At 63.0% G+C, this 24,650-nt stretch carries 22 protein-coding genes and 1 tRNA gene; 19 read left to right on the top strand and 4 right to left on the bottom strand.

What is annotated here, in order from left to right:
* Positions 1-2 precede the first annotated feature (2 nt).
* The 11 genes from nuoH to OOJ09_RS17295 all read left to right on the top strand — a co-directional run bounded on the left by nuoH (position 3) and on the right by OOJ09_RS17295 (position 10,919).
* Positions 3-1,046, top strand: coding sequence for an NADH-quinone oxidoreductase subunit NuoH (gene nuoH / locus OOJ09_RS17345; RefSeq protein WP_269906345.1), 1,044 nt, complete (start codon positions 3-5; stop codon positions 1,044-1,046).
* Positions 1,046-1,537 carry an NADH-quinone oxidoreductase subunit NuoI gene (gene nuoI, locus OOJ09_RS17340; RefSeq protein ID WP_013531098.1) on the top strand — a complete coding sequence of 164 codons (492 nt, stop codon included), beginning with the start codon at positions 1,046-1,048 and terminating at the stop codon, positions 1,535-1,537. The genes nuoH and nuoI overlap by 1 nt, the downstream gene beginning before the upstream one ends.
* 238 nt (positions 1,538-1,775) lie before the next feature.
* Positions 1,776-2,396, top strand: a complete 621-nt coding sequence (locus OOJ09_RS17335) for an NADH-quinone oxidoreductase subunit J (protein ID WP_269906344.1) — start codon at positions 1,776-1,778, stop codon at positions 2,394-2,396.
* 1 nt (position 2,397) lies between these two features.
* Positions 2,398-2,706: an NADH-quinone oxidoreductase subunit NuoK gene (gene nuoK, locus OOJ09_RS17330; protein WP_091575549.1), complete on the top strand. Its 309-nt coding sequence runs from the start codon at positions 2,398-2,400 to the stop codon at positions 2,704-2,706.
* Positions 2,707-2,716: 10 nt separating this feature from the next.
* Positions 2,717-4,690 (top strand): NADH-quinone oxidoreductase subunit L, encoded by a 1,974-nt coding sequence (gene nuoL / locus OOJ09_RS17325; protein ID WP_269906343.1) that lies wholly within the window; start codon positions 2,717-2,719, stop codon positions 4,688-4,690.
* Entirely contained in the window at positions 4,690-6,195 is a 1,506-nt protein-coding gene (locus tag OOJ09_RS17320; RefSeq protein WP_269906342.1) for an NADH-quinone oxidoreductase subunit M, read from the top strand. Before nuoL ends, OOJ09_RS17320 begins: the two co-directional genes overlap by 1 nt.
* 18 nt (positions 6,196-6,213) lie before the next feature.
* Positions 6,214-7,650, top strand: a complete 1,437-nt coding sequence (gene nuoN, locus OOJ09_RS17315; RefSeq protein ID WP_269906341.1) for an NADH-quinone oxidoreductase subunit NuoN — start codon at positions 6,214-6,216, stop codon at positions 7,648-7,650.
* 5 nt (positions 7,651-7,655) lie between these two features.
* Positions 7,656-8,477, top strand: a complete 822-nt coding sequence (locus OOJ09_RS17310; protein WP_269906340.1) for a biotin--[acetyl-CoA-carboxylase] ligase — start codon at positions 7,656-7,658, stop codon at positions 8,475-8,477.
* Positions 8,478-8,511: 34 nt separating this feature from the next.
* Entirely contained in the window at positions 8,512-10,182 is a 1,671-nt protein-coding gene (locus OOJ09_RS17305; protein WP_269906339.1) for a ribonuclease J, read from the top strand.
* Between the two features lie 51 nt (positions 10,183-10,233).
* Positions 10,234-10,638, top strand: a complete 405-nt coding sequence (mce, locus tag OOJ09_RS17300) for a methylmalonyl-CoA epimerase (RefSeq protein WP_269906338.1) — start codon at positions 10,234-10,236, stop codon at positions 10,636-10,638.
* The gene (locus OOJ09_RS17295; RefSeq protein ID WP_269906337.1) at positions 10,635-10,919 is read left to right on the top strand and encodes a DUF1467 family protein; all 285 of its coding nucleotides are present in this window, start codon (positions 10,635-10,637) and stop codon (positions 10,917-10,919) included. The genes mce and OOJ09_RS17295 overlap by 4 nt, the downstream gene beginning before the upstream one ends.
* A 502-nt stretch (positions 10,920-11,421) precedes the next feature.
* Here the strand turns inward: OOJ09_RS17295 and OOJ09_RS17290 are convergent.
* Positions 11,422-13,935 (bottom strand): caspase family protein, encoded by a 2,514-nt coding sequence (locus tag OOJ09_RS17290; RefSeq protein WP_269906336.1) that lies wholly within the window; start codon positions 13,933-13,935, stop codon positions 11,422-11,424.
* Positions 13,936-14,151: 216 nt separating this feature from the next.
* On the opposite strand from OOJ09_RS17290, the gene proS reads away from it, so the two are divergent.
* The 4 genes from proS to OOJ09_RS17270 all read left to right on the top strand — a co-directional run bounded on the left by proS (position 14,152) and on the right by OOJ09_RS17270 (position 19,238).
* Positions 14,152-15,480, top strand: coding sequence for a proline--tRNA ligase (gene proS, locus OOJ09_RS17285; protein WP_269906335.1), 1,329 nt, complete (start codon positions 14,152-14,154; stop codon positions 15,478-15,480).
* Complete coding sequence (locus OOJ09_RS17280) at positions 15,477-16,763, top strand: lipoprotein-releasing ABC transporter permease subunit (RefSeq protein ID WP_269906334.1); 1,287 nt, start codon at positions 15,477-15,479, stop codon at positions 16,761-16,763. Before proS ends, OOJ09_RS17280 begins: the two co-directional genes overlap by 4 nt.
* Positions 16,760-17,452, top strand: coding sequence for an ABC transporter ATP-binding protein (locus OOJ09_RS17275; protein WP_269906333.1), 693 nt, complete (start codon positions 16,760-16,762; stop codon positions 17,450-17,452). Before OOJ09_RS17280 ends, OOJ09_RS17275 begins: the two co-directional genes overlap by 4 nt.
* Positions 17,453-17,987: 535 nt before the next feature.
* A complete protein-coding gene (locus tag OOJ09_RS17270) occupies positions 17,988-19,238 on the top strand; it encodes a site-2 protease family protein (RefSeq protein ID WP_269906332.1) in 1,251 nt (416 codons plus the stop codon).
* Positions 19,239-19,258: 20 nt separating this feature from the next.
* Here the strand turns inward: OOJ09_RS17270 and lipB are convergent, their stop codons facing one another.
* Positions 19,259-20,002: a lipoyl(octanoyl) transferase LipB gene (gene lipB / locus OOJ09_RS17265; RefSeq protein ID WP_269906331.1), complete on the bottom strand. Its 744-nt coding sequence runs from the start codon at positions 20,000-20,002 to the stop codon at positions 19,259-19,261.
* A gap of 235 nt (positions 20,003-20,237) precedes the next feature.
* Here lipB and OOJ09_RS17260 point away from each other — a divergent pair.
* The 4 genes from OOJ09_RS17260 (at position 20,238) to OOJ09_RS17245 (ending at position 23,058) form a co-directional block, all read left to right on the top strand.
* A tRNA-Leu gene (locus tag OOJ09_RS17260) sits at positions 20,238-20,322 on the top strand.
* A gap of 194 nt (positions 20,323-20,516) precedes the next feature.
* Positions 20,517-21,938 (top strand): magnesium transporter, encoded by a 1,422-nt coding sequence (mgtE, locus tag OOJ09_RS17255; RefSeq protein WP_269906330.1) that lies wholly within the window; start codon positions 20,517-20,519, stop codon positions 21,936-21,938.
* A gap of 152 nt (positions 21,939-22,090) precedes the next feature.
* Positions 22,091-22,477 carry a MerR family transcriptional regulator gene (locus tag OOJ09_RS17250; protein ID WP_269906329.1) on the top strand — a complete coding sequence of 129 codons (387 nt, stop codon included), beginning with the start codon at positions 22,091-22,093 and terminating at the stop codon, positions 22,475-22,477.
* 68 nt (positions 22,478-22,545) lie between these two features.
* Positions 22,546-23,058, top strand: a complete 513-nt coding sequence (locus tag OOJ09_RS17245) for an HXXEE domain-containing protein (protein ID WP_269906328.1) — start codon at positions 22,546-22,548, stop codon at positions 23,056-23,058.
* A gap of 12 nt (positions 23,059-23,070) precedes the next feature.
* On the opposite strand, the gene OOJ09_RS17240 is transcribed toward OOJ09_RS17245, so the two are convergent.
* Together OOJ09_RS17240 and OOJ09_RS17235 are read right to left on the bottom strand one after the other, a co-directional pair.
* Complete coding sequence (locus OOJ09_RS17240) at positions 23,071-23,547, bottom strand: methyltransferase family protein (RefSeq protein ID WP_269906327.1); 477 nt, start codon at positions 23,545-23,547, stop codon at positions 23,071-23,073.
* Complete coding sequence (locus OOJ09_RS17235; protein ID WP_269906326.1) at positions 23,544-24,542, bottom strand: heparan-alpha-glucosaminide N-acetyltransferase; 999 nt, start codon at positions 24,540-24,542, stop codon at positions 23,544-23,546. Before OOJ09_RS17235 ends, OOJ09_RS17240 begins: the two co-directional genes overlap by 4 nt.
* Positions 24,543-24,650 lie beyond the last annotated feature (108 nt).

The raw sequence follows: 24,650 nt of genomic DNA, 5'->3' as shown, positions 1-24,650 counted from the left end.
GCATGGACACCTTCTTCTCCTTCTACGTGCTGCCGGCGCTGCTGATCCTTCTCAAGTCGGTCGTGCTGATCGTCGTGCTGCTGGTCTTCGTCGCCTACATCCTCTACGCCGACCGCAAGATATGGGCGGCGGTGCAGCTGCGCCGCGGTCCGAACGTCGTCGGCCCCTGGGGCACGCTGCAAGCCTTCGCCGACCTGCTGAAGTTCGTCTTCAAGGAACCGATCATCCCGTCCGGCGCCAACAAGGGCGTCTTCCTGCTGGCACCGCTGGTGTCCGCGGTGCTGGCGATCTCGGCCTGGGCGGTCATTCCGGTCAGTCAGGGCTGGGCGATCGCCAACATCAATGTCGGCATTCTTTATGTTTTCGCCATCTCCTCGCTCGAGGTCTATGGCGTGATCATGGGCGGCTGGGCGTCCAATTCGAAATATCCATTCCTCGGCGCGCTGCGTTCCGCGGCGCAGATGGTGTCCTACGAAGTCTCGATTGGCTTCGTCATCGTCACCGTGCTGCTCACCGCCGGCTCGCTCAACCTGTCCGACATCGTGCTGTCGCAGCATGACGGGCTCGGCACGCGGCTTGGCCTGCCCAACACCTTCCTCGACTGGAACTGGCTGGCATTGTTCCCGATGTTCATCATCTTCTTCATCTCGGCGCTGGCCGAGACGAATCGCCCGCCTTTCGACCTTGTCGAAGCCGAATCGGAACTGGTCGCCGGCCACATGGTCGAATATTCATCGACGCCGTTCCTGCTGTTCTTCCTCGGCGAGTATGTCGCCATCGTGCTGATGTGTGCGCTGGCCACCATCCTGTTCCTCGGCGGCTGGCTGCCGCCCTTCGACTTCGCGCCGTTCACCTGGGTGCCGGGCGTCATCTGGTTCGTGCTGAAAGTCTGCTTCGTGTTCTTCGGCATCTCCATGGTGAAGGCGTTCGTGCCGCGCTACCGCTACGACCAGCTGATGCGGCTCGGCTGGAAAGTGTTCCTGCCGATTTCGCTGTTCATGGTGGTCGCCACCGCAGCCTTCCTCAAGATCACGGGGTTTGCGTGATGTCCGCTCTGTCCCAGGCCGCAAAATCGCTGCTGCTGCAGGATTTCGTCAGCGCCTTCTTCCTGTCGATGCGCCAGTTCTTCGCGCCAAAGGAAACGATCAACTATCCGCACGAGAAGGGGCCGACCAGCCCGCGCTTTCGTGGCGAGCACGCCTTGCGCCGCTACCCCAACGGCGAGGAACGTTGCATTGCCTGCAAATTGTGCGAGGCGATCTGCCCGGCCCAAGCGATCACCATCGAGGCCGGCCCGCGCCGCAATGACGGCACGCGCCGCACGGTGCGTTACGACATCGACATGGTGAAGTGCATCTATTGCGGCTTCTGCCAGGAGGCCTGCCCGGTCGACGCCATCGTCGAAGGGCCGAATTTCGAATTCGCGACGGAGACGCGCGAGGAACTCTACTACGACAAGGACAGGCTGTTGGCGAATGGCGACCGGTGGGAGCGCGAACTGGCGCGCAACATCTCGCTGGACTCGCCGTATCGCTGATATTTGACGCATGGACGGGGCGAGGGGCCTCGTCCAGAGGATGATCCCGAAAGTTGCAGACTTTTCGGACCAGATCATCCTCCGGAATTCACAGTGGCCCATGTTTCTGTCGATCGGGTCTTTCAACCCGATCGGAACATGGGCTAGGACACAACGAAACTTGCCGACCGGAGGCGGCGGCAAGCAAGATCGGGCAGGACGCGAGCGTCATGTTCGGACAGGAACCCGGGGGAACCCCATGTTGAGTGGACTAGAGGCGGCCTTTTTCTACCTCTTCGCCTTTATCGCGGTGGCGTCGGCGTTCATGGTCATTTCGTCGCGCAACCCCGTGCATTCGGTGCTGTTCCTGATCCTGACCTTCTTCAACGCCGCCGGCCTGTTCATGCTGACGGGCGCCGAGTTCCTGGCGATGATCCTGCTCGTCGTCTATGTCGGCGCGGTGATGGTGCTGTTCCTGTTCGTCGTCATGATGCTCGACGTCGATTTCGCCGAACTGAAGAGCGGCGCCCTGCAATACGCGCCGGTCGGTGCGCTGGTGGGGCTGATCCTGGCGGCGGAACTGATCATCGTGCTCGGCGGCTACACATTCGCGCCGCAGCTTGCCTCGACGGTCTCGAAACCCATCCCGGATCTCGCTACGCGTTCGAACACGGCCGCACTCGGCGACATCCTCTATACGGACTACCTCTACTACTTCCAGATTTCGGGCCTCATCCTGCTGGTCGCCATGATCGGCGCCATCGTGCTGACGCTGCGCCACAAGGAAGGGGTCAAGCGGCAGTCGATCGCAGCCCAGGTCGGCCGCACGCCGGCGACCGGCATGGAAATCCGCAAGGTCAAGACGGGCGAGGGACTCTGAGATGGTTGTCGGCATCGCGCATTATCTGACCGTATCGGCGATCCTGTTCACGCTCGGCGTGTTCGGCATCTTCCTTAACCGCAAGAACGTCATCGTCATCCTGATGTCGATCGAGCTGATCCTGCTTGCGGTCAACATCAACTTCGTCGCCTTCTCGGCCTCGCTCGGCGATCTGGTCGGCCAGGTGTTCGCGCTGTTCGTGCTGACGGTCGCGGCCGCCGAGGCTGCCATCGGACTTGCCATTCTCGTCGTCTTCTTCCGCAACCGCGGCTCGATCGCGGTCGAAGACGTGAACATGATGAAGGGTTGACGGAACCACCATGTACCAGGCCATCGTCTTCCTTCCACTGCTCGGCTTCCTGATCGTCGGCCTGTTCGGCACGTCGCTCGGCGCCAAGGCGTCCGAATACATCACCTCCGGTTTCCTGGTGATCGCGGCGGTGCTGTCGTGGATCGCCTTCTTCAGCGTCGGCTTCGGCCATGGCGAGGTGTTCACCGTACCGGTGCTGCGCTGGATCCAGTCCGGCGGGCTCGAAGCATCCTGGGCGCTGAGGATCGACACGCTGACGGTGGTGATGCTGGTGGTGGTCAACACCGTGTCGGCGCTGGTTCACATCTATTCGATCGGCTACATGCACCACGATCCGAACCGGCCGCGCTTCTTCGCCTATCTGTCGCTGTTCACCTTCGCCATGCTGATGCTGGTGACGGCCGACAATCTGGTGCAGATGTTCTTCGGCTGGGAAGGGGTGGGCCTCGCTTCTTACCTGCTGATTGGTTTCTGGTACAAGAAGCCGTCGGCCAACGCCGCCGCCATCAAGGCCTTCGTCGTCAACCGCGTCGGCGATTTCGGCTTCGCGCTCGGCATATTCGGCCTGTTCGTGCTGTTCGGCTCGGTCAATCTCGGCACCATCTTCGCCAATGCGGCGACGTTCATCCCCGCCGAAGGCGCCCCGCAGGGTGCTGCCGTGCTGACCTTCCTCGGCCATGCGCTGGACAAGCAGGCGGCAATGACCGTCGTCTGCCTGCTGCTGTTCATGGGCGCGATGGGCAAGTCGGCGCAGGTGCCGCTGCACACCTGGCTGCCGGACGCCATGGAGGGCCCGACGCCGGTGTCCGCGCTGATCCATGCCGCCACCATGGTGACGGCTGGCGTGTTCATGCTGGCGCGCCTGTCGCCGCTGTTCGAGCTGTCGCATTCGGCGCTGACGGTCGTGACCTTCATCGGCGCCTTCACCGCCTTCTTCGCGGCGACCGTCGGTCTCGTCCAGAACGACATCAAGCGCGTCATCGCCTATTCGACCTGCTCGCAGCTCGGCTACATGTTCGTCGCGCTCGGCGTCGGCGCCTATGGCGCGGCGATCTTCCACCTGTTCACGCATGCCTTCTTCAAGGCGCTGCTGTTCCTCGGCTCGGGCTCGGTGATCCATGCCGTCTCCGACGAGCAGGACATGCGCAAGATGGGCGGCCTGCGGAAGCTGATCCCGACCACCTACTGGATGATGGTGATCGGCACGCTGGCGCTGACCGGCGTCGGCATTCCGGTGACGGTCATCGGCACCGCCGGCTTCTTCTCCAAGGATGCCATCATCGGGAGCGCCTTTGCCGGCCACAATTCGGTTGCCGGCCTCGCCTTCGTGGCCCTGGTCATCGCCGCCTGTTTCACCTCCTTCTACTCCTGGCGGCTGATCTTCATGACCTTCCACGGCAAGCCGCGGGCAAGCCACGAGGTGATGCACCATGTCCACGAATCGCCGCCGGTGATGCTGGTGCCGCTGTTCATCCTGGCCGCCGGCGCGCTGTTTGCCGGCATCATCTTCCACGGCGCCTTCATCGGCGAGGGCTATGCCGAGTTCTGGAAGGCGTCGCTGTTCACGCTGCCGGACAACCACATCCTGCACGAGATCCACGAACTGCCGCTGTGGGTCGAGCTGTCGCCCTTCATCGCCATGCTGATCGGCTTCGCGCTGGCCTGGAAGTTCTACATCCGCTCGCCGGAAATGCCGGTGAACCTCGCCGCGCAGCATCGCGGGCTCTACGCCTTCCTGCTCAACAAATGGTATTTCGACGAGCTCTACGACTTCCTGTTCGTGCGGCCCGCAAAGCGCCTCGGCCATTTCCTGTGGAAGACCGGCGATGGCACCGTCATTGACGGTCTTGGTCCGGATGGCATTTCGGCACGTGTCGTCGATGTCACCAACCGCGTCGTCAAGCTGCAGACCGGCTACCTTTACCACTATGCCTTCGCCATGCTGATCGGCGTTGCCGCACTCGTCACCTGGATGATGCTCTGATGACCGCCTGGCCAATCCTCTCGCTGGTCACCTTCCTGCCGTTGGTTGGTGTGCTGCTCATCCTGTTCATCAACGATGACAGCGAAAACGCGCGCCGCAACATCCGCGCCATCGCGCTGTTGACGACGACGTTCACCTTCATCATCTCGCTGTTCATCTGGACCGGCTTCGACAATTCGCAGCCCGGCTTCCAGTTCGTCGAGAAGGTCGCCTGGCTCGACTCCGGCATCTCCTACCACATGGGCGTCGACGGCATTTCCATGCTGTTCGTCATCCTGACGACGTTCCTGATGCCGCTCTGCATCCTGGCGTCGTGGGAATCGATCGAGAAGCGCGTCAAGGCCTACATGATCGCCTTCCTGCTGCTCGAGACGCTGATGATCGGCGTGTTCTGCGCGCTGGATATCGTGCTGTTCTACGTCTTCTTCGAAGCCGGCCTGATCCCGATGTTCATCATCATCGGCGTCTGGGGCGGCAAGCGGCGCGTCTATGCCTCGTTCAAGTTCTTCCTCTATACGCTGGCCGGTTCGGTGCTGATGCTGCTCGCCATCATGGCGATGTTCTATCAGTCCGGAACGACGGATATCCCGACGCTTCTGACGCACAACTTCCCGGCCAACATGCAGACATGGCTGTGGCTCGCCTTCTTCGCCTCCTTCGCGGTGAAGATGCCGATGTGGCCGGTGCACACCTGGCTGCCGGACGCGCACGTCGAGGCGCCGACGGCCGGTTCGGTCATTCTGGCCGCCATCCTCTTGAAGATGGGAGGGTACGGCTTCCTGCGCTTCTCGCTGCCGATGTTCCCGCTGGCGTCCGAAATGTTCGCGCCGCTGGTCTTCGCGCTGTCGGTCGTCGCCATCATCTACACCTCGCTGGTGGCGCTGATGCAGGAGGACATGAAGAAGCTGATCGCCTATTCGTCGGTGGCCCATATGGGCTTCGTCACCATGGGCATCTTCGCCATGAACCAGGAAGGCGTGCAGGGCGCCATCTTCCAGATGCTCAGCCACGGCCTCGTCTCCGGCGCGCTGTTCCTGTGCGTCGGCGTCATCTATGACCGCATGCACACGCGTGAGATCGCCGCCTATGGCGGCCTGGTCAACAACATGCCGAAATACGCCACCGTGTTCCTGATCTTCACCATGGCCAATGTCGGTCTGCCCGGCACCAGCGGCTTCATCGGCGAGTTCCTGACCATGCTCGGCGTGTTCCGGGTCAACACCTGGGTGGCGTTCTTCGCCGCCACCGGCGTCATCCTGTCGGCCGCCTACGCGTTGTGGCTCTATCGCCGGGTGATCTTCGGCGCGTTGACCAAGGACAGCCTGAAGGGCCTGCTCGACCTGTCGACGCGCGAGAAGGTCATCATCTATCCGCTGGTCGTGCTGGTCATCTTCTTCGGCGTCTATCCCGCACCGGTCTTCGACGCGACGGCCGAATCGGTCAAGTCGCTCGTCACCAATGTCACTGCATCCATCGGCGCCGCGCAGACCGCGGCGGCGAACTGACCAGGGGTTTTGCGAACCATGACGCCGGACCTTCTCTCCAGCCTGTCGCTTTCGACGCCAGAGCTGATCCTTGCCATCGGCGCGCTGGCGCTGCTGATGGTCGGTGCCTATTCGCGCGCCAACACCGCCAACACCGTGACCGGCCTTGCCGTCGCCGTGCTGGTGATCGCTGGCGCCTGGCTGATCTTTTACACGGGGCAGGGCAGCGCCTATGGCAACGCCTTCATCCAGGATTCCTTCGCCCGTTTCATGAAGGTGCTGGCGCTGATCGGTTCGGCTGTGACGCTGGTCATGTCGATGCGCTTTGCCAAGTCGGAGCATTTCGACAAGTTCGAATACCCGGTGCTGATCCTGCTCTGCACGCTCGGCATGATGCTGATGATCTCGGCCAACGGCATGATCGGGCTCTATCTCGGCCTCGAACTGCAATCGCTGGCAATCTATGTGCTGGCGGCGATCAACCGCGACAATCTGCGTTCGACCGAGGCCGGCCTGAAGTACTTCGTTCTCGGCGCGCTGTCGTCGGGCATGCTGCTCTATGGCATCAGCCTGGTCTATGGTTACACCGGCAACACCGGTTTCCAAGAGATCGCCACGGCGCTGGGCAGCGGCGAGCGCCAGCTTGGTCTTGTCTTCGGCCTCGTCTTCGTGCTGGCCGGCCTTGCCTTCAAGATCTCGGCGGTGCCGTTCCATATGTGGACGCCCGACGTCTATGAGGGCGCGCCGACGCCGGTAACGGCCTTCCTGGCGGCGGCACCCAAGATGGCGGCGATGGCGCTGATCGTGCGCGTCACCATGGGCGCGTTCAAGCCGATCGCCGCCGACTGGCAGCAGATCATCGTCTTCATCTCCATCGCCTCGATGGCGCTCGGCGCTTTCGCCGCCATCGGCCAGACCAACATCAAGCGGCTGATGGCCTATTCCTCCATCGGCCATATGGGCTACGCGCTGGTCGGTCTTGCCGCCAACAGCCAGGCCGGCGTGCGTGGCGTTGCCATCTACATGCTGATCTACCTGGTGATGACGCTCGGCACTTTCGCCTTCATCCTCGCCATGCGGCGCAAGGAAGGCAATGTCGAGCAGATCAGCGATCTGGCCGGCCTGTCGTCGACCAATCCGATCATGGCGACGATCCTCACCATCCTGATGTTCTCGCTGGCCGGCATTCCGCCGCTCGCCGGCTTCTGGGGGAAATGGTACGTGTTCCTCGCCGCCATCAATGCCAACCTCTACGCGCTGGCGATCATTGGCGTGCTGGCCTCGGTGGTGGGCGCCTACTACTATCTGCGCATCATCAAGATCATGTGGTTCGACGAACCGGTCGGCGGTTTCGTGCCGATGGCCAGTGAACTGCGCCTCGTGCTCGGCGTCTCCGGCGCCTTCGTGCTGTTCTACGTGCTGATCGGCGGTCCGATCGGCACCTATGCCGAAGCCGCCGCCAAGACCTTTTTCTAGCCGGCATGGCATTTCGGCTGGCCCCAACCTCGGCGTCGGAAGGGTTCCGGCTCGAGGCGCATGACAGCGTCGGCTCCACCAATGCGCTGGCGCTGGATCACGCCCGGGCAGGCGACCCGGGCAAATTGTGGGTCGTTTCCAAGAGGCAGGAAAGCGGGCGCGGCCGCCGCGGCCGTGTGTGGGCGACGCCCGAAGGCAATCTGGCGGCGACGCTGCTTGTCATCACCAATGCCGAGCTTCGCCTTGCCGCGACGCTCGGCTTTGTCGCCGGCCTGGCGCTTGCCGATGCACTCGACGCCGTCGTACCGAAGGGCCGGATCGCCATTGGCCTCGACGGTGCAGGCGCGGGCAAAAACCGTTTCGAGCTGAAATGGCCGAATGACGTGCTTGCCTCGGGCGCCAAGCTGGCCGGCATCCTGCTGGAATCGGCGATACTGGAAGGCGGCCGCTTCGCGGTTGCGGTTGGCATCGGCGTCAATGTGGTGGCTTATCCCGAGGATTTGCCGTATCCGGCGACTTCGCTCAGTGCATTGGGCGCGACATGCGACGCCGAAACGCTGTTCCTGGCGCTGTCGGATGCCTGGAGCGAGAATGCCCGGCTGTGGGATGAGGGGCGCGGACTTGCCGCTGTAAGACGACGCTGGCTGGCTCGTGCGGCGGGGCTCGGCGGCGAGGTTGCCGTCAGAATTGACGGTAATGTGGTGCGTGGGGTGTTTGAAACCATTGACGAGGACTGCCGTTTCGTGATCCGCGACGATGAAGGTTCGGTTCTGACGATCGCCGCCGGCGACGTGCATTTTGGCGCGGTCGCGTCTGCCCGGATCTAACGGGCTTGGCCTGAGGGCCAGGAAGGGAAAAATCATGGCGAAAGCGGAAAACGCCGAACTCGTCTTCGTGCCGCTCGGCGGCGTCGGCGAGATCGGTATGAACTTCGCTCTCTACGGCTACGGCCCGCCGAGCGCGCGCGAGTGGATCGTCATCGATGTCGGCGTCACCTTTCCTGATGCCAGCCTGCCTGGCGTCGATCTGGTGCTGCCCGACACGCGTTTCATCGAAGAGAATCTCGCCAATCTGCGCGGCATCATCATCACCCATGCGCACGAAGACCACTATGGCGCGCTGCTCGACACCTGGCCGAAGCTGAAGGCGCCGGTGTGGATGACGCCGTTCAGCGCCGGCTTGCTGGAAGCCAAGCGCCAGGGCGAGCAGGGCGCGCCGAAGATCCCGCTGACGATCTATCGGGCAGGGGAGAAATTCACTGTCGGCCCCTTCGAGATCGAAGCCATTCCTGTCGCGCACTCGATCCCTGAGCCGATGTCGCTGGCGATCACCACGCCTGCCGGCACTGTCATCCACACCGGCGACTGGAAGATCGATCCGGAACCGACGATCGGCCCGAAGACCGACGAGGCGCGCTTCCGCGCCTATGGCGACAAGGGCGTCCTTGCCCTGATCTGCGATTCGACCAATGCGATGAGGGAAGGCGAGTCGCCTTCGGAAGTGGCCGTCGGCGAAGGCCTCAAGGGTGTCATCCAGGCCGCCAAGGGCCGCGTCGCCGTCACCACATTCTCCTCCAATGTCGGGCGCATCGTCTCCATTGCCAAGGCGGCGCGCGATGCTGGCCGCCAGTGCCTGGTGCTTGGCCGCTCGCTGAAGCGAGTCATCGATGTGGCCGACGAACTCGGCTACATGGACGGCTTGCCGGAGTTCATCGCCGAAGAGGATTTCGGCTTCATCCCGCGCGAAAACCTCGTCATCATCTGCACCGGCAGCCAGGGCGAGCCGCTGGCGGCCCTTGCCAAGCTGTCACGCGACGAGATGAAATCGGTGTCGCTGACGGCTGGCGACACGGTGGTGTTTTCCTCGCGCACCATTCCCGGCAACGAGAAGGCGATCCTCGAGATCAAGAACCGCCTGATCGATCTCGGCATCAAGATCATCGAGGATGGCGACGCATTGGTGCATGTCTCCGGCCATCCGCGCCGCAGCGAATTGCGCAAGATGTATGAGTGGGTGCGGCCACGGATCGGCGTGCCGGTGCATGGCGAAGCGGCGCATCTGGTGGCGCAGGGGTCGCTGATGTCGACCTCAGGCATAGGCCAGGTGGCGCAAGTGCGCGACGGCGACATGCTGAGGCTTGCCCCTGGCCCTGCCACCATCATCGACCAGGTGCCGTTCGGCCGCATCTACAAGGACGGCAGGCTGATCGGCACCGACCAGGCGATGGGCATTCGCGACCGGCGCAAGCTCTCCTTTGCCGGCCACGTCGCGGTCAATGTCGTGCTTGACGAGAAGTACGAGCTCGCCGGCGATCCCGATCTGGTGGCCATTGGCGTTGCCGAGGCCGACGCCGGTGGCGAGACGCTCGAGGACCTGATGATCGATGCGGCAATCGGCGCGGTGGACTCGATCCCCCGTCAGCGCCGAAAAGACCTCGACCTCGTGCAAGAAGCCGTACGGCGCGCGGTGCGCGGTGCGGCCAACGAAGCCTGGGGCAAGAAACCACTGGTGACGGTGTTCGTCACCAGGTGAGGAATAGGGGAGCAGGCCCTGCTCCTCCCCTGACTTTCGACGGAGCACCCTATGCTCGGACGCCTGAATCATGTCGCGCTTGCCGTGCCGGACCTGGCCGCGGCGGTTGCCGCCTATCGCAACACGCTCGGCGCCGAAGTGACCGAGCCGCAGGCGCTGCCGGAGCATGGCGTCACGGTGGTTTTCGTCAATGTCGGCAACACCAAGATCGAACTTCTCGAGCCGTTGGGCGAGGGCTCGCCGATCGCCACCTTCCTCGACAAGAACCCTTCCGGCGGCATGCATCATCTTTGCTACGAGGTCGCCGATATCCTGGCCGCGCGCGACCAGCTCAAGGCTTCCGGCGCCCGCGTGCTGGGCGACGGAAATCCGAAGACCGGCGCCCATGGCAAGCCGGTGTTGTTCCTGCACCCGAAGGATTTCTTCGGCACGCTGATCGAACTGGAGCAATCATGAGCTGGGTTTCGTTCACCGCGCTGTTCTTCGCGACCTGGTGGGTGGTGCTGTTTGCCGTGCTGCCGTTCAGCATGAGGACGCAGGATGACGATCATGACGTGACGCTGGGCACGGTTCCAAGCGCGCCGCGCGGCCCCCATATGCTGCGCGCCGTGGTGCGCACCACCATCGCCACGGCGGTTCTGATGGGCATTTTCTACGGCCTGACGCATGGGCTGGGATACAGCCTCAACGACATCCCGCACATCGTGCCGGACTTCGGCCAGACTCCAGCAAAATAGACCGTCTGACGACTGCATTTCTGTATGGTGGAGCCGAGGGCTTCGCTTTGAGGCGCCGTACCGTTCTTCCGGTTCGACGGGCGCTGACGCAGGGTAAAGCGGTTTGGCAACTCGTTGCGCTAAGCAGGTGATTGCACAAAAAAAATGCAAGGCACGAGGCCTTGCAATTTAAACGCGTCCGATCTGTTTCCGGTTTCCGGCGGCAGCGAGTAACCGCGCCTAGATCGCATCCTCCCAAGACTTTGACCGCGTAGGAGAGCAGATTTTTCTCTACCCTCTCGGTTATCCGGGCACATTAGCCTAACGCGAATGAAAATGTCACGAAGAATTTTGCCTTGAAACGGGCATTCTCGTGCTGCACTGCACAATAGTGCGGCAGGCGTTGCTTGGGAAACGACCAATAGGATCGGCGGAGCTTTTAACCCTTCCTGAATTGGCGCGCGTAAAGAACTGGAGCGCCGAACCCGAAGAGGTTGGGCTCTGTCTCACAGTCGGCTGGAACCTACTTTGCGAAGCCAGCCCCAGCCATCGCTTTCTCGATCATGCCGATCCAGCCTTCGTTGGCACCCGGCAGGCGTCCCTGCGATTTCAGGCCGGTCAGCATGGCCAGCGCGGCCTTGAGATTTGTCGACGGATCAACGCCAGCTACTGCCAGCTTATAGCGGCTGTAGGCGGCATCGACCGTGCGCTGTGCATTGCCCGGGTCGGCTTGCAACTGCGCGTTGGCGATGGCGAAACCGGCCTGGTATTCCGCCGCCGCGTCCACTTTGGCCCCCTTGCTCATCAGCGCGTCGCCGATGCGGTTGTGGCCGACCGCGAGGTCGCGCTGCCATTCGGCATTGTCGGGGTCGAGTTCGGCCAGATAGTCCGCGATGGCCTGCGCGGAGCGATGGTTGGCGAGTGCACCATCGAGGTCGCCGGCCTCGTTTCGGGCGTCGGCCACCTTGCCCAGCGCAAGCTCGAGGTCACGCCGCCACAATGTGTTTCCAGGGTCCCGCGACACCAGCTTGCGCCCGATCTCGACGCTGCGCTGGTAGAGCTCGAAAGCCTTTTCGTTGTGCCCGGTCAGCCGCTGCAGGTCTCCGATTGCGTTGAGGCTGACGCTTATGTCGCGCTGCAATTCCGCGTCGTCTGGGGTCTTCTTCGCCAGCGCCTCGGTGATCTGCAAGGACACGTCATATTCGGCGATCGAGCTTTGCAGATCGTTCGTCAGCCTGAGCGCCAATCCGACCTTCGAATGGCTGACGGAAAGGTCGCGCCGAAAGCCATCATCATCCGTCGCTTTCTCCACCAGGAATTCGGCGACCTTGAGCGCCGAACGGTAGTTCGCCAGCGCGCCGGGTCCGTCGCCCGAAATCCGCATGGCGTCGCCGATACGGTTGAAGCAGACGGCGTAGTCGCGCAGATAGCCAAGCGTAGGCTGCTTTTCGACGATAGCCTTCATTGTGGCGAGCGCCTGCTCGTAAAGCGCGATCGCGCCGGCGCTATCTCCCATCGTCTTCTTGACGTCGGCGACCTTGTTCTGTGCCACGACAAGATCGCGCTGGTGGTCGATCTTGTCAGGCTCGGCAGCCGCGCGTTTCTCAGCGGATCGGACCATGGAATCGTATGCCTTGCCGGCTTCCTGCAAATGGCCGACGGTCGTTTCCAGCGTGCCGATCAGTTCCCATGACAGTGTCTGCTGGTAGCGGGCGTCGTCCGGTATGTGGAAACCCTCGACATCGGCGTAGAGCGCCACGGCCTTGCGGTAGTCCTCGATGGCGAGGTCGTAACGCAATTGCGCCTGCGACGCGCCGCCAGCGAGATAATGCGTCGTTGCCTCCGACAGCGTACGCTCGATGAAACGGGTTTTCAGATCGTCGCGCGACTTGCCGTCGATATCCGCCGCCTTGCCAAGCAGCGCACGTGCCTCGTCGAATGAGCCAAGCGCCAATTGCGCTTCGGCCTGTTGGCGCAGCGCCGTCACCTGCGGATCGGAGGAGGCGAAGTTGCGCAAATCGGTCCGGACCTTCGTGAAAGCGTCGGCCGCTTCCTGGAGTTTCTGCTGGCGCTGCCTTGGCGCCATCGCCTTGCCGCCGGAGGTGATAAGCGCGGCGTATAGCGGCGCTAGCGGCATGTCGGCCTTGGCCGCCACGGCCTCGACCTCGACGCGCAAGTCCGGCGTGACGTCGGCCATGGCGAGCAGTAGCCGGTCGCGCTCGGGCAGGGCGTCCTTGCTGGCCTGTGCGGCGAAGAAAAGCTGAGGCAAGCCGCTCTCTACATAGGGAAGCTGTTTGCCGCGCGACAGGTCGTAGACCTGTTGCTGCACCAGCGTCAGCACGGATCGTATTTCCAGCCCGTCCGTGGGCAGGAACCTGGCCAATGCGGCGGAAAATTCGGAGTTGCCGGATGCGCCGTCAGACGCCGTCTGTCCGGGCGCCGCGGAGAAGGCGAACAGCACGTTTTCCGCCCGGCCCATGCGTCCGAGCCCCGGCTTGGCCTCGCCTTTCACCTCCGGCGCGATGGACACCACGCCGCGCCCTTCGCCAGATTTGCTGTCGCCGGATTCGCTGCCCCCAGATTGGCCGAAAGGATCGTTGCGGCACGCATCGAGCACCACGAGGCCGATCTTGCCGACCGCAGTCACTGTCTCACGCACCTCTTCAAGCAGAAGGGTTGTGGCCTTCAATCGATCCAGCGAAGACGGATCGGCATCGACCGGCAGAAGCCGGTTGTCGCCCGCGATCTCGACGCCATGACCGGAGAAATAGATCAGCGCGACATCCGCGCCGGCCGCATCGTCGCGAAAGTCCTCCAGCGCCCGGCGCATACGCTTCAAGTCACGGTTCGCTTCGGTGGTGACGTCGAAGCCGAGCTTTTTCAGCGCGGATTCGATCGTTCGGCTGTCGTTTACCGCGTTCTTCAGTGGACGCACATTCCGGTAGTCGTCGGCCGCCAGAATGAGCGCGACCCGCCGCTCGGCGTGGGCCGCCGAGACGAAAAAGATCGCTAGGATGACTGCCAGGTAAAACCGCAATGACCCAATCCACCCGCAACTGACAGACTCCCACGGCTTGTCAGCGCAAGCAAGCCGGCGCGACAAGATCCAGGAACCGGACGATTGCGGGCGCGAAGGCATCGATGTGCCGCCTTCGCCGGGTTTCCATTCCGTCATGAAATGGCTATGAAGCCGGGGCAAGCAGCCTGCGTCGCGCCGATTCCGGCGGGGCCATACTCTCTCACGGAACAGTCCATGCGTTTGTCGCGCTATTTCCTGCCTATCCTCAAAGAAAATCCGCGAGAGGCCGAAATTGTCTCGCACCGGTTGATGCTTCGCGCCGGCATGATCCGCCAGCAGGGGCAAGGCAGTTTTTCGTGGCTGCCGCTCGGCAAGCGGGTGCTGGACAAGGTCTGCCGCATCATCCGCGAGGAGCAGGACCGCGCCGGTGCGCTGGAAATCCTGATGCCGACCATTCAATCGGCCGATCTGTGGCGCGAAAGCGGTCGCTATGACGACTATGGCAAGGAGATGCTGCGCATCAAGGATCGCCAGGACCGCGACATGCTTTACGGTCCGACCAATGAGGAAGTGGTCACCGAGATCGTCCGCGCCTACGTGAAATCCTACAAGGACCTGCCGCTCAATCTCTACCACATCCAGTGGAAGTTCCGCGACGAAGTGCGGCCGCGCTTCGGCGTCATGCGCAGCAGAGAATTCCTGATGAAGGACGCCTATTCCTTCGATCTCGACTTCGAGGGCGCAAAGGCGGCCTATAACCGCATGTTCGTGTCCTATCTCAGGACTTTTACGCGCATGGGGCTGCAGGCGATTCCGATGCGGGCCGACACGGGGCCGATCGGCGGCGATCTCAGCCACGAATTCATCATTCTCGCCGACACTGGCGAGAGTCAGGTCTTCTGCCATCGCGACTATCTTTCGCTCGATGTGCCCGGCGAGAATACCGACTTCGCCAACGACGCCGAGATCGGCGACATCGTCAAGACGTGGACGACGCCCTACGCCGCCACCGACGAGATGCATGACGAGGCGGCCTGGGAAGAGATCGGCGAAAACGACAAGGTTTCGGCGCGCGGCATCGAGGTCGGCCATATCTTCCATTTCGGCGACAAATATTCCAAGCCGATGGGAGCCAAGGTGACCGGACCCGACGGCAAGGATCATTTCGTTTCCGGGGGCTCCTACGGCATCGGGCCGTCGCGGCTGGTGGCGGCGATCATCGAAGCCAGCCATGACGACAACGGCATCATCTGGCCGGAAGCGGTGGCGCCGTTCGACATCGGGCTGATCAACATGAAGGCGGGCGATGCCGAGTGCGACCGCGTCTGCGATGAACTGCATGCCGCTTTCGTCGCCGCCGGCAAGGACGTGCTCTACGACGACACCGACCAACGGCCTGGCGGCAAGTTCGCCACCGCCGATCTGATCGGCCTGCCATGGCAAGTGATTGTCGGCCCGCGCGGCGTCGCCGCCGGCGAGATCGAGATCAAGAATCGCAAGACCGGCGAGCGCGAGACGCTGCCGGTCGCCGCCGCGAAAAAGCGCTTCGGTGCCGCCGCATGAGCGAGGCGGTGGCGGCAAGATCGGCGGGCGCCGGACCCTTTTCCATCTTCGAGCGCATGGTTGCATGGCGCTATCTGCGCTCACGGCGCAAGGAGACGGTGATTTCGGTGATCGCCTCGATCTCCTTCCTCGGCATCATGCTGGGGGTCGCCACGCTGATCGTGGTCATGGCGGTGATGAATGGCTTCAGGGCGGAGCTGTTGACGCGCATCCTCGGCGTCAACGGCCATCTGATCGTGCAGCCGCTCGATTCGCCGCTCGAGGACTTTGCGCAGGTCGCCGGCCGCATCAACGGCGTGCCCGGCGTCAAATACGCCATCCCGCTGATCGACGGCCAGGTGCTGGCGCAAGGCAATGTCGGTGGCGGCACCGGCGCGCTGGTGCGCGGCATACGCGGCGAGGATCTGGGCAAAATCGCCATCGTCGCCGGCAACATCAAGCAGGGCTCGATCGCCGGTTTCGATACGGGCGAGGGCGTCGCCATCGGCAAGCGCATGGCCGAGAATCTCGGCCTGGCGCTCGGCGACACCATCACCTTGATATCGCCCGACGGCGACGTGACGCCGCTCGGCACGACGCCGCGCATGAAGGGCTATCCGATCACCGCGATCTTCGAAGTCGGCATGTCGGAGTATGACAGTTCGATCGTCTACATGCCGTTTTCGGAAGCGCAGCTCTATTTCAACATGGACGGCCGGGCGCAGACGATCGAGATCTATGTCGACAATCCCGACAACGTCGACGCGCTGAAGCCGAAGGTGGAGGAGGCCGCGCAGCGGCCGATCGACCTCGTCGACTGGCGCCAACGCAACGAGACCTTCTTTTCCGCCCTGCAGGTCGAGCGCAACGTCATGTTCATGATCCTGACGCTGATCGTGCTGGTGGCGGCGCTCAACATCATCTCCGGCCTGATCATGCTAGTGAAGGACAAGGGGCACGACATCGCCATCCTGCGCACCATGGGCGCTACCCGAGGGGCCATCCTGCGCATCTTCCTGATGACGGGGGCTGCGATCGGCGTGACCGGTACGCTCGCCGGCGTCCTGCTAGGCATCGTCATCTGCACCAACATCGAATCGATCCGCCAGTTCTTCTCCTGGATGACCGGCAAGGTGCTGTTCAACCCAGAGCTTTACTTCCTCAGCCAGTTACCGGCGAAGATGGATCCACGCGAGACCACCTACGTCGTCATCATGGCGCTCGGGTTGTCTTTCCTGGCAACGGTGTTTCCCGCGTGGCGGGCCGCCCGGCTCGATCCCGTCGAAGCCTTGAGGTATGAATGATGGCCGAGGCCATTATCGAGTTGAAGAGCGTTGAGCGGCACTACGTCCAGGGTCCGCGCAAGCTCACCATTCTCAACGGCGCCGATTTCTCGCTGAAGCGCGGCGAGATGGTGGCGCTGGTGGCGCCGTCCGGTAGCGGCAAGTCGACGCTGCTGCACACCGCGGGCCTGCTGGAGCGCCCCGACGCCGGCGACGTGATTCTGGCCGGTCGTGCCTGCGGACGGCTCTCCGACGACGAACGCACGTCGATCCGTCGCAACGATGTCGGCTTCGTCTACCAGTTCCATCACCTGCTGCCGGAGTTCACGGCGCTGGAAAACATCATGATGCCGCAGCTCATCAAGGGGCTGCCGCGCAAGGAGGCGGCAGAGCGCGCGGCGCAGCTGCTCGACTACATGCAGATCGGCAAGCGCGCGTCGCACCGGCCATCCGAACTCTCCGGTGGTGAGCAGCAACGCGTTGCCATCGCGCGTGCGGTTGCCAACGCGCCGCTGGTGCTGCTGGCGGACGAGCCGACAGGCAATCTCGACCCGGTCACCGCCTCCTATGTGTTCGATGCGCTGGGCGCACTGGTCAGGCAATCGGGCCTCGCCGCGCTGATCGCCACCCACAATCACGAACTGGCAGCGCGCATGGACCGGCGCGTCACGCTCGCCGACGGCAAGGTGGTGCCTCTCGGCTCGGGCTGATCTTCAGTCTCGCCATAGCCTGGCGGGCTCACCGATAGTCCGCCACCAGAGCGTGCCTGCACTCCACCATTTGCTCGCCGCACGCTCGTCAACCTTTCCTTAACCCTGCCGATCTGATCGCTGGAAATTCCGGATGCGGTCGGATTCTGGTCGTTGACAATAGCACAAAATTAGAACAAATTGAGAACATATCAACAACAGGAGAGAGTTATGACCGATCTGGTTCAGGATGTCGTCTCGCTGGTCTGCATGAGCACCTTTCTCATTTCCATGGCGATCTGGATCGGAGCCATGTGAGCTGAAGGCATCAGCCGCCGCTGTTGCCGCGCAATTCCAGGAAATGTGTGAAACGGTTTTCCCGGAAAAAGCGCATAGCGCTTTCCGTTGGCAATTGAGCCAGAACAAAGGGACAAAGCAGTTCCGCGTTTCCGTGAAACGATGAACTGCTCGGGCAGGCAAAGACCGCTCCGCCGTTAAGCTTTTCTTGCCCGCCGTGACGTTAGGGTATCCCTGCTAAGGCAAGGAGCAATCTCACGTGCCGCCCATCGTTACGGCCATCCTCGTGGCCAGCAATCTCGGGTTGATCTTTCTTTTGATGACCGTGCCGCTTGGTTTGCGCACGGTCAGGCTGAGCCGCCTGGTTGCGATGGACCGTCACAGCCTCTGGCAGGCGCTGTGGCCGCTGGGCAGCGATGCCGGCTGGTCCGGCGAGATCCTTTCCGCCGAGGCGTTGGATGGGAAGGGCCTGGCCCGCATCGTGCTGTCCTGGGAAGGCCGCGACGGCGAGCCGATCGAGCGCAGGTCGCAGTTCGAGGAGGTTGTCGAGGGCAGCCATTTCTCAATGCGCGTCATCGAGGACACGGCGCTCGATGCCTCGTTCTGGGCGAACTACCGCGAAAGCGTCGAACTCGTTTCCGAGGGCGGCAGCACGCGGGTGACGTTCAGGCAGACCGATCGCTATCGTGGCGTTGCCTTCCTGGTGTTTCGCTATTTCGCCATGCGCCGCGAACTCGGCAAGCTGCAGCGCTGGGCCAGGACCGGACAGTATCGCAAGGGCGGCTGGTTCGAGCATCCGCTGAGCCAGGTCGGCTTCGCGGGTCTTTCGGCACTGATTCTGTGGCCATTCTTCGGCCTTCACCTCGGCGGGCTGGCTCTGGCCGCGATCCTGACGTCGGTCGTGGCCTTGCACGAGCTCGGCCACATGGCGGCGTTTCGCCTGATGGGGCACAGCAAGGCGCGGATGATCTTCATCCCGCTGCTCGGTGGCATCGCCATTGGCGGCCGGCCCTATGACAGCCGGTTCGAGGTGGCCTTCGTGGCGTTGATGGGCGCCGGCTTTTCCGCCTTCCTGGTGCCGGTCGTCATCGCCGCCAGTACCTTGGCCGGCGCGGAAGGACATCGGCTGGCGGCGATGCTGCTGGCAACGCTGGCTGGCTGCGTCGCGTTGTTCAACATCGGCAATCTTGTGCCGGTCTGGAAGTTCGACGGCGGCCAGGTGCTGCGCCAGATCTGCCCGGGGCCGATCGTGCTGGCGCTGGCCTCTTTCTTCCTGCTCTCGGCCTTCCTGGTGCTTGGCCGGCAGGCCGGCTTCTCCTCTGGCTTTCTGCTCGCGGCCGGAGCGATCTTTTCAATCCTCAGCCTGTTGACCGTGGGCAGCGGGGTAAAGCCGCGCCACGAGCTGAAGCCAATCCGCACCATCGATCGCCTCGCCATGGCGGCAGCGCTGCTGGCGGTATTCGCCATCCATGGCTATGGCGTCTTGTGGGCGTCGGCGCAGTTGACCTGATCAGCCCCGGACCGGAAGCGTCAACCGGCCTTGCGGGCCACTTCCAGATGCGAAGCCGTGGCGGGACCGAAGACGTCCTCGAAGGCGGATTTCAGCGCCAGGTCGAGATCGGCCATTGTCAGGGGAAGGCCGAGGTCGACGAGGCTGGTGACGCCGTGGTCCTGCACGCCACAGGGCACGATTCCGCCGAAATGGTCGAGATCGGGTTCGACATTGATGGCGATGCCATGAAAACTCACCCAGCGCCGCAGCCTGATGCCGATGGCGGCGATCTTGTCCTCGGCCGGCGAGCCGTCCGGCAGGGCAGGGCGATCCGGCCGCACCACCCAGACGCCGACGCGGTCTTCGCGGCGCTCCCCGCGCACGTTGAAGGCGGCGAGCGTGCCGATGATCCACTGTTCGAGCGCGGCGACAAAGGCGCGGACATCCTCGCGCCGGCTTTTCAGGTCGAGCATGACATAGGCGACCCGCTGGCCCGGCCCATGGTAGGTGTATTCGCCGCCGCGCCCCGCCGCGAACACCGGGAAGCGGTTGGCGTCGATCAGGTCCTCGATGCGGGCGCTGGTGCCGGCGGTGTAGAGCGGTGGGTGCTCGACCAGCCAGACCATTTCGCCGGCGGTGCCGCTTCGGATCGCCTCGGCGCGAGCCTCCATGAAGGCGAGCGCATCGGGATAGGCGGTCAGGCCAGGCTCGATGCGCCATTCGACCGGCGCTGAACCGGGCAACGGCAGGAACGACGTGGCGATCTGGCTGCGTTCTGGCATGGCGTGTCGCTTTTTGCTTATGCATATCGTACCCCAAAACCGCCTTGCACTTCTGGGCGATATGCATTTGCCCACCATATGGCGATATCAGGCCGAAACGTCCAGTTCCGGCCGTGTTTTCCAATCCTGTGGAGTGTTATGCCAATCGCTGGAGATTATTGCTTGCCGTGCACTTGTTTCGCCGGAAACGATTTGCTACACGCCGCGAGCCGGTCGGTTCCGGCTCCTACCACGTGCGGTCGTGGCGGAATTGGTAGACGCGCAGCGTTGAGGTCGCTGTGGGGCAACCCGTGGAAGTTCGAGTCTTCTCGACCGCACCATTCTCTCTTCCCAGACTCCGATCTGTGTCAGCCTCCGGCTCAATGGGGCGGGGCTCACCCCGTTTGATATTCCCGCGCGTTTCGCAGCTTTCTTTTTGAGCATCGGATTTTCCCCAAACCGGTTTCCACTTTTGAGTCCGATGCTTTAGACCTCAGAGGCACCTTTTCCGGGATCGCGAAGGCGGGAGGCGCTGGTGGAAGAAGGCCAGGACGAACGGACGACCGGCGCCAGGGCCGCCGACGAGCACCACGCCGACATCTATGGCGAGGACGGCGTCGTCCTTTCGTCCTTCCTGGCCCAGATCGGCGCGGCGATCGCCGATCGCGACACGCTCACGCTCAAGCATGAAGTCGACGATCTGCACCAGTCGGAGCTTGGCGACCTGCTCGAGGCGCTGCATCCCGAACAGCGCCGCCTGCTGGTTGAGTTGTTGGGCGCCGACTTCGATTTCTCCTCGCTGACCGAGGTCGACGAGGCGATCCGCATGGAGATCGTCGACAACCTGCCCAACGCGCAGATCGCGCAGGCGGTGCAGGATCTCGATTCCGACGACGCCGTCTACATTCTCGAAGACCTCGAAAAGGAAGACCAGGACGAGATCCTGTCTCAACTGCCGTTCACCGAGCGGATCAGGCTGCGCCGCTCGCTCGACTATCCGGAAGAGACGGCCGGGCGGCGCATGCAGACCGAATTCGTCGCGGTGCCGCCGTTCTGGACGATCGGCCAGACCATCGACTACATGCGCGAGGACAGGAACTTGCCTGAGCGCTTCAGCCAGATCTTCGTCATCGATCCGACCTTCAAGCTGCTCGGCGCCATCGACCTCGACCAGATCCTGCGCACCAAGCGCGCGGTCAAGGTCGAGGAGGTCATGCATGAGACGCGGCACGCCATTCCGGCCACCATGGACCAGGAAGAGGCGGCGCGGGAATTCGAGCAATATGACCTGTTGTCGGCCGCCGTCGTCGACGAGAACGAGCGGCTGGTTGGCGTGCTGACCATCGACGACGTCGTCGACGTCATCCAGCAGGAAGCGGAAGAAGACCTCCTGCGCATGGGCGGTGTCGGCGACGAAGAGCTTTCCGACAGTATTTTTTCGACCTCGCGTTCGCGCGTTCCCTGGCTGCTGGTCAATCTTCTGACCGCCTTCCTGGCGGCTTCGGTGATCGGCCTGTTCGACCGCACGATCGAGCATATCGTGGCGCTGGCGGTGCTGATGCCGATCGTGGCCGGCATGGGCGGCAATGCCGGCTCGCAGACGATGACGGTGACGGTGCGCGCGCTGGCGACGAAGGATCTCGATATCTACAATGCCGGCCGCATCATCCGCCGCGAGATGGGCGTCGGTTTCATCAACGGTATCGTGTTCGCCATCCTGATCGGCATCGTCGCCGCGACCTGGTTCCACGACAACAATCTGGGCGGCATCATTGCCGCGGCGATGATCATCAACATGTTCGCGGCCGCCTTGGCCGGCATTCTGATCCCGCTGCTGCTTGACCGTTTCAAGATCGACCCGGCGGTCGCCTCGGCGGTCTTCGTCACCACGGTCACCGATGTCGTCGGCTTCTTCGCCTTCCTTGGCATTGCCACGTGGTGGTTCGGGGTGTCCTGAAGCATGCGTCGCGCCGTCAATTGACTTTTACGTAAATGCCGTGCGAGGCTTGCGCGGGGTGCTGCGACGATTCCGGCATGTCATGGGTTTGGTTCGGGACAGAAGGGAACGCCGCATTGCGATCGCCCGGGATTCCGGCATTTGGAGTGACAATGCGGGAATACTATACGATCACCGAGCTGACCCGCGAATTCGAGGTGTCGACGCGGACGCTGCGCTTCTATGAGGACGAGGGGCTGGTGCAGCCGGTGCGGCGTGGCCGCACGCGGCTGTTTCGCCCATCCGATCGCCACCTCATCCGCCAGATCATGCGCGGCAAGAGGCTCGGCTTCTCGATCAACGAGATCCGCGAAATCATCCAGATGTACAAGGAGCCGCCGGGCGAGGTCGGTCAACTCAAGCTGATGATCAGGCGGATCGAGGAAAAGCGAGAGGATCTGCGGCAGAAGCGCCGCGACCTCGAGGAGACGCTGGCCGAACTCGACCAGGCCGAAGAGTCCTGCGTCGAGCGGCTGGTGGAGCTCGGCGTCAACACCTGACCGGTGCGGTTGCTCCGATATCCCGCCGCCAGGAACCGTGAAGGCTTGAACCGGCGATCGATCACGTCATGTTCATCACTCTCGCCTGGCTGTTTGCCGCCGCTGTCACCGTCCACAATCTGGAGGAGGCGGTTTTCCTGCCCGCCTGGTCCGAGCAGTCGGGCCGCTGGCACCGCCCCGTCGGAGCCAACGAATTCCGGTTCGCGGTGGTCGTTCTGGTTGTTCTTGCTGTCGTTGCGGCTTTGCTCGCCACCGTGCAGGGACGGGAGAGTTTCGGCGCCTACGTCCTGTCGGGTTATGCGCTTGCGATGCTGCTCAACGTGGCTTTTCCACATCTCCTCGTCACAATGGTCACGCGCCGCTATATGCCGGGGACCGCGACCGCTCTTGCACTGAACCTGCCTGTCACCGCGGCTCTGCTGCATCGGGCATTTCGCGAGGGATATATTTCGGCGACCGGCTTCGCCTTGACAGCGCCCGCCATTGTCCTGGCCATCGTGCTGCTGATCCCGGTGCTGTTTCATGTCGGCCGGAAACTGCTTCCGGACACGGCAGGCGCGCCAGGCAAGGCTTCGGACTGATCCTGCCGCTCCTCAGATCCAGCGCCGCACGCGTTTGGCGTAGTCCCGGTATTTCTTGCCGAACTTCGCCGCCAGGATCTTTTCCTCCCCCTCGATCGCGACCTTCTGCGTGGCGAAGGCGGCGATGAAGGCAAACGGCAGGAACCATGCGATCCCCGAAACAAAGCCGACGCCGATCAACAGCAGCGTGTTGGCCAGATACATCGGATTGCGGGTGATGCCGAAGGGACCTGTGGTGACGAGGTGATTGGGCACCGCGTTGGGGTTGAGCGTTGTCTTGGCCCGGGTCATGGTGCGGATCGCGGTGAACCAGAGTGCCGCGACGCCGAACAGCGCCACCCAGCCGGCGGCGAACAGGATGTCGCCGAGCAGGTCGCCGATCCAGGGCAGGGGATAGAAAAGACCGAGGGCGACGCTGATGACGATGGCGGCGATGTAGATCAGCGGCGGCCAAGGGATCACCCCAGGCTTGGGTTGGCTGTCGGTCATTGTGCCCCTCCCTCCGTCATCTTGTCTTCGGTCTTGGCGGTGCACATTCCGGCAAGGTCGGACAGATGCGCCTTCCAGTTTGCAGTCTGGTCGTTGTTGTAGAGCCGATCAAGAGAGGCCTCGCCCTCGAGCGTATCGAGCATGCATACACAATAGCTCGCACAGAATTCGGTGTCGCGCGACTGCTCGCACGACAACTGGCAGGTCTTCAGGAAATTCACCTGCGGGGTTTCGACCTTGGCCGGCATCACCTGCGAAAACAGCCAGACAGAGCCGATCAGCAGCGGCTGGTGGATCAGGTAGAAAGCGAGGCTGTGCCGGCCGATGAAGACCAGCGGATTGGCCCAGCGACCCGGCGTGAGGCTCGCCAGGCGCGCCCGTACACCGGAGGCGGAGGCGAGTTTCGCCGCGGCGATGCCGAGGAGCACCGCGCCGAACCATGGGAACAGCGGAACGTAGTCATTGGAGCGCGGGCTGGTTGCCGAGAGGCCGACCCACCACAGCCACGGATGGTCGAAGGCCTCGAGGCGCAGATAGACGGGCGCCGCGATGACGAGAGCGGCAACGACAAGCGTCAGCAAAGCCGGCAGCCGAAGGAACAGCAGGCCAAGCAGGCTGGCGAGTGCAATTTCGTGCAGGATGCCGAAGAAGATGAAACCGTCCGGCGTGGCGATGCGGGTGACGACCGAAATGGCGACCGCCGCTCCGGCGACCATGGCGAAACGCTTCCAGAAGCCGTTCCAGCGGATTCGCCGGCCATGGGCGAGGTACAGGCTGACGCCGACCAGGAACAGGAAGGTCGAGGCGATGCAGCGCGCGTAGATCTTCCACCAGCCGAAGGCGGTCAGGCCAGGATCGGTGTAGCCGAAGAATTCCAGATCCCAGGTGAAATGGTAGCTCGCCATGGCGATGAGCGCGATGCCGCGCACGATGTCGATGGCGATGATACGCTTCGGTTGATCCTGGACGGGTGCGGTCGGCGTATGGATGCTCATGGTCTCGCGATCTGATTCAGCCCCGCAAGACGACTATCACGGTTGCACCTGACAAAAGAAGGTCGGGAGCTTCGGCATGGACGGCGCAATGGACGCTGGATCACGCGC

The organism is Mesorhizobium qingshengii (assembly GCF_027563465.1).
GTDB lineage: Bacteria > Pseudomonadota > Alphaproteobacteria > Rhizobiales > Rhizobiaceae > Mesorhizobium > Mesorhizobium qingshengii_A.
This window is presented reverse-complemented; position numbering and strand designations above follow the sequence as displayed.

Coding starts and splice junctions, on each gene's coding strand:
- nuoH (WP_269906345.1), top strand. CDS start 3: ATGGACACCTTCTTCTCCTTCTACGTGCTGCCGGCGCTGCTGATCCTT.
- nuoI (WP_013531098.1), top strand. CDS start 1,046: ATGTCCGCTCTGTCCCAGGCCGCAAAATCGCTGCTGCTGCAGGATTTC.
- OOJ09_RS17335 (WP_269906344.1), top strand. CDS start 1,776: ATGTTGAGTGGACTAGAGGCGGCCTTTTTCTACCTCTTCGCCTTTATC.
- nuoK (WP_091575549.1), top strand. CDS start 2,398: ATGGTTGTCGGCATCGCGCATTATCTGACCGTATCGGCGATCCTGTTC.
- nuoL (WP_269906343.1), top strand. CDS start 2,717: ATGTACCAGGCCATCGTCTTCCTTCCACTGCTCGGCTTCCTGATCGTC.
- OOJ09_RS17320 (WP_269906342.1), top strand. CDS start 4,690: ATGACCGCCTGGCCAATCCTCTCGCTGGTCACCTTCCTGCCGTTGGTT.
- nuoN (WP_269906341.1), top strand. CDS start 6,214: ATGACGCCGGACCTTCTCTCCAGCCTGTCGCTTTCGACGCCAGAGCTG.
- OOJ09_RS17310 (WP_269906340.1), top strand. CDS start 7,656: ATGGCATTTCGGCTGGCCCCAACCTCGGCGTCGGAAGGGTTCCGGCTC.
- OOJ09_RS17305 (WP_269906339.1), top strand. CDS start 8,512: ATGGCGAAAGCGGAAAACGCCGAACTCGTCTTCGTGCCGCTCGGCGGC.
- mce (WP_269906338.1), top strand. CDS start 10,234: ATGCTCGGACGCCTGAATCATGTCGCGCTTGCCGTGCCGGACCTGGCC.
- OOJ09_RS17295 (WP_269906337.1), top strand. CDS start 10,635: ATGAGCTGGGTTTCGTTCACCGCGCTGTTCTTCGCGACCTGGTGGGTG.
- proS (WP_269906335.1), top strand. CDS start 14,152: ATGCGTTTGTCGCGCTATTTCCTGCCTATCCTCAAAGAAAATCCGCGA.
- OOJ09_RS17280 (WP_269906334.1), top strand. CDS start 15,477: ATGAGCGAGGCGGTGGCGGCAAGATCGGCGGGCGCCGGACCCTTTTCC.
- OOJ09_RS17275 (WP_269906333.1), top strand. CDS start 16,760: ATGATGGCCGAGGCCATTATCGAGTTGAAGAGCGTTGAGCGGCACTAC.
- lipB (WP_269906331.1), bottom strand. CDS start 20,002: ATGCCAGAACGCAGCCAGATCGCCACGTCGTTCCTGCCGTTGCCCGGT.
- OOJ09_RS17250 (WP_269906329.1), top strand. CDS start 22,091: ATGCGGGAATACTATACGATCACCGAGCTGACCCGCGAATTCGAGGTG.
- OOJ09_RS17245 (WP_269906328.1), top strand. CDS start 22,546: ATGTTCATCACTCTCGCCTGGCTGTTTGCCGCCGCTGTCACCGTCCAC.
- OOJ09_RS17240 (WP_269906327.1), bottom strand. CDS start 23,547: ATGACCGACAGCCAACCCAAGCCTGGGGTGATCCCTTGGCCGCCGCTG.
- OOJ09_RS17235 (WP_269906326.1), bottom strand. CDS start 24,542: ATGAGCATCCATACGCCGACCGCACCCGTCCAGGATCAACCGAAGCGT.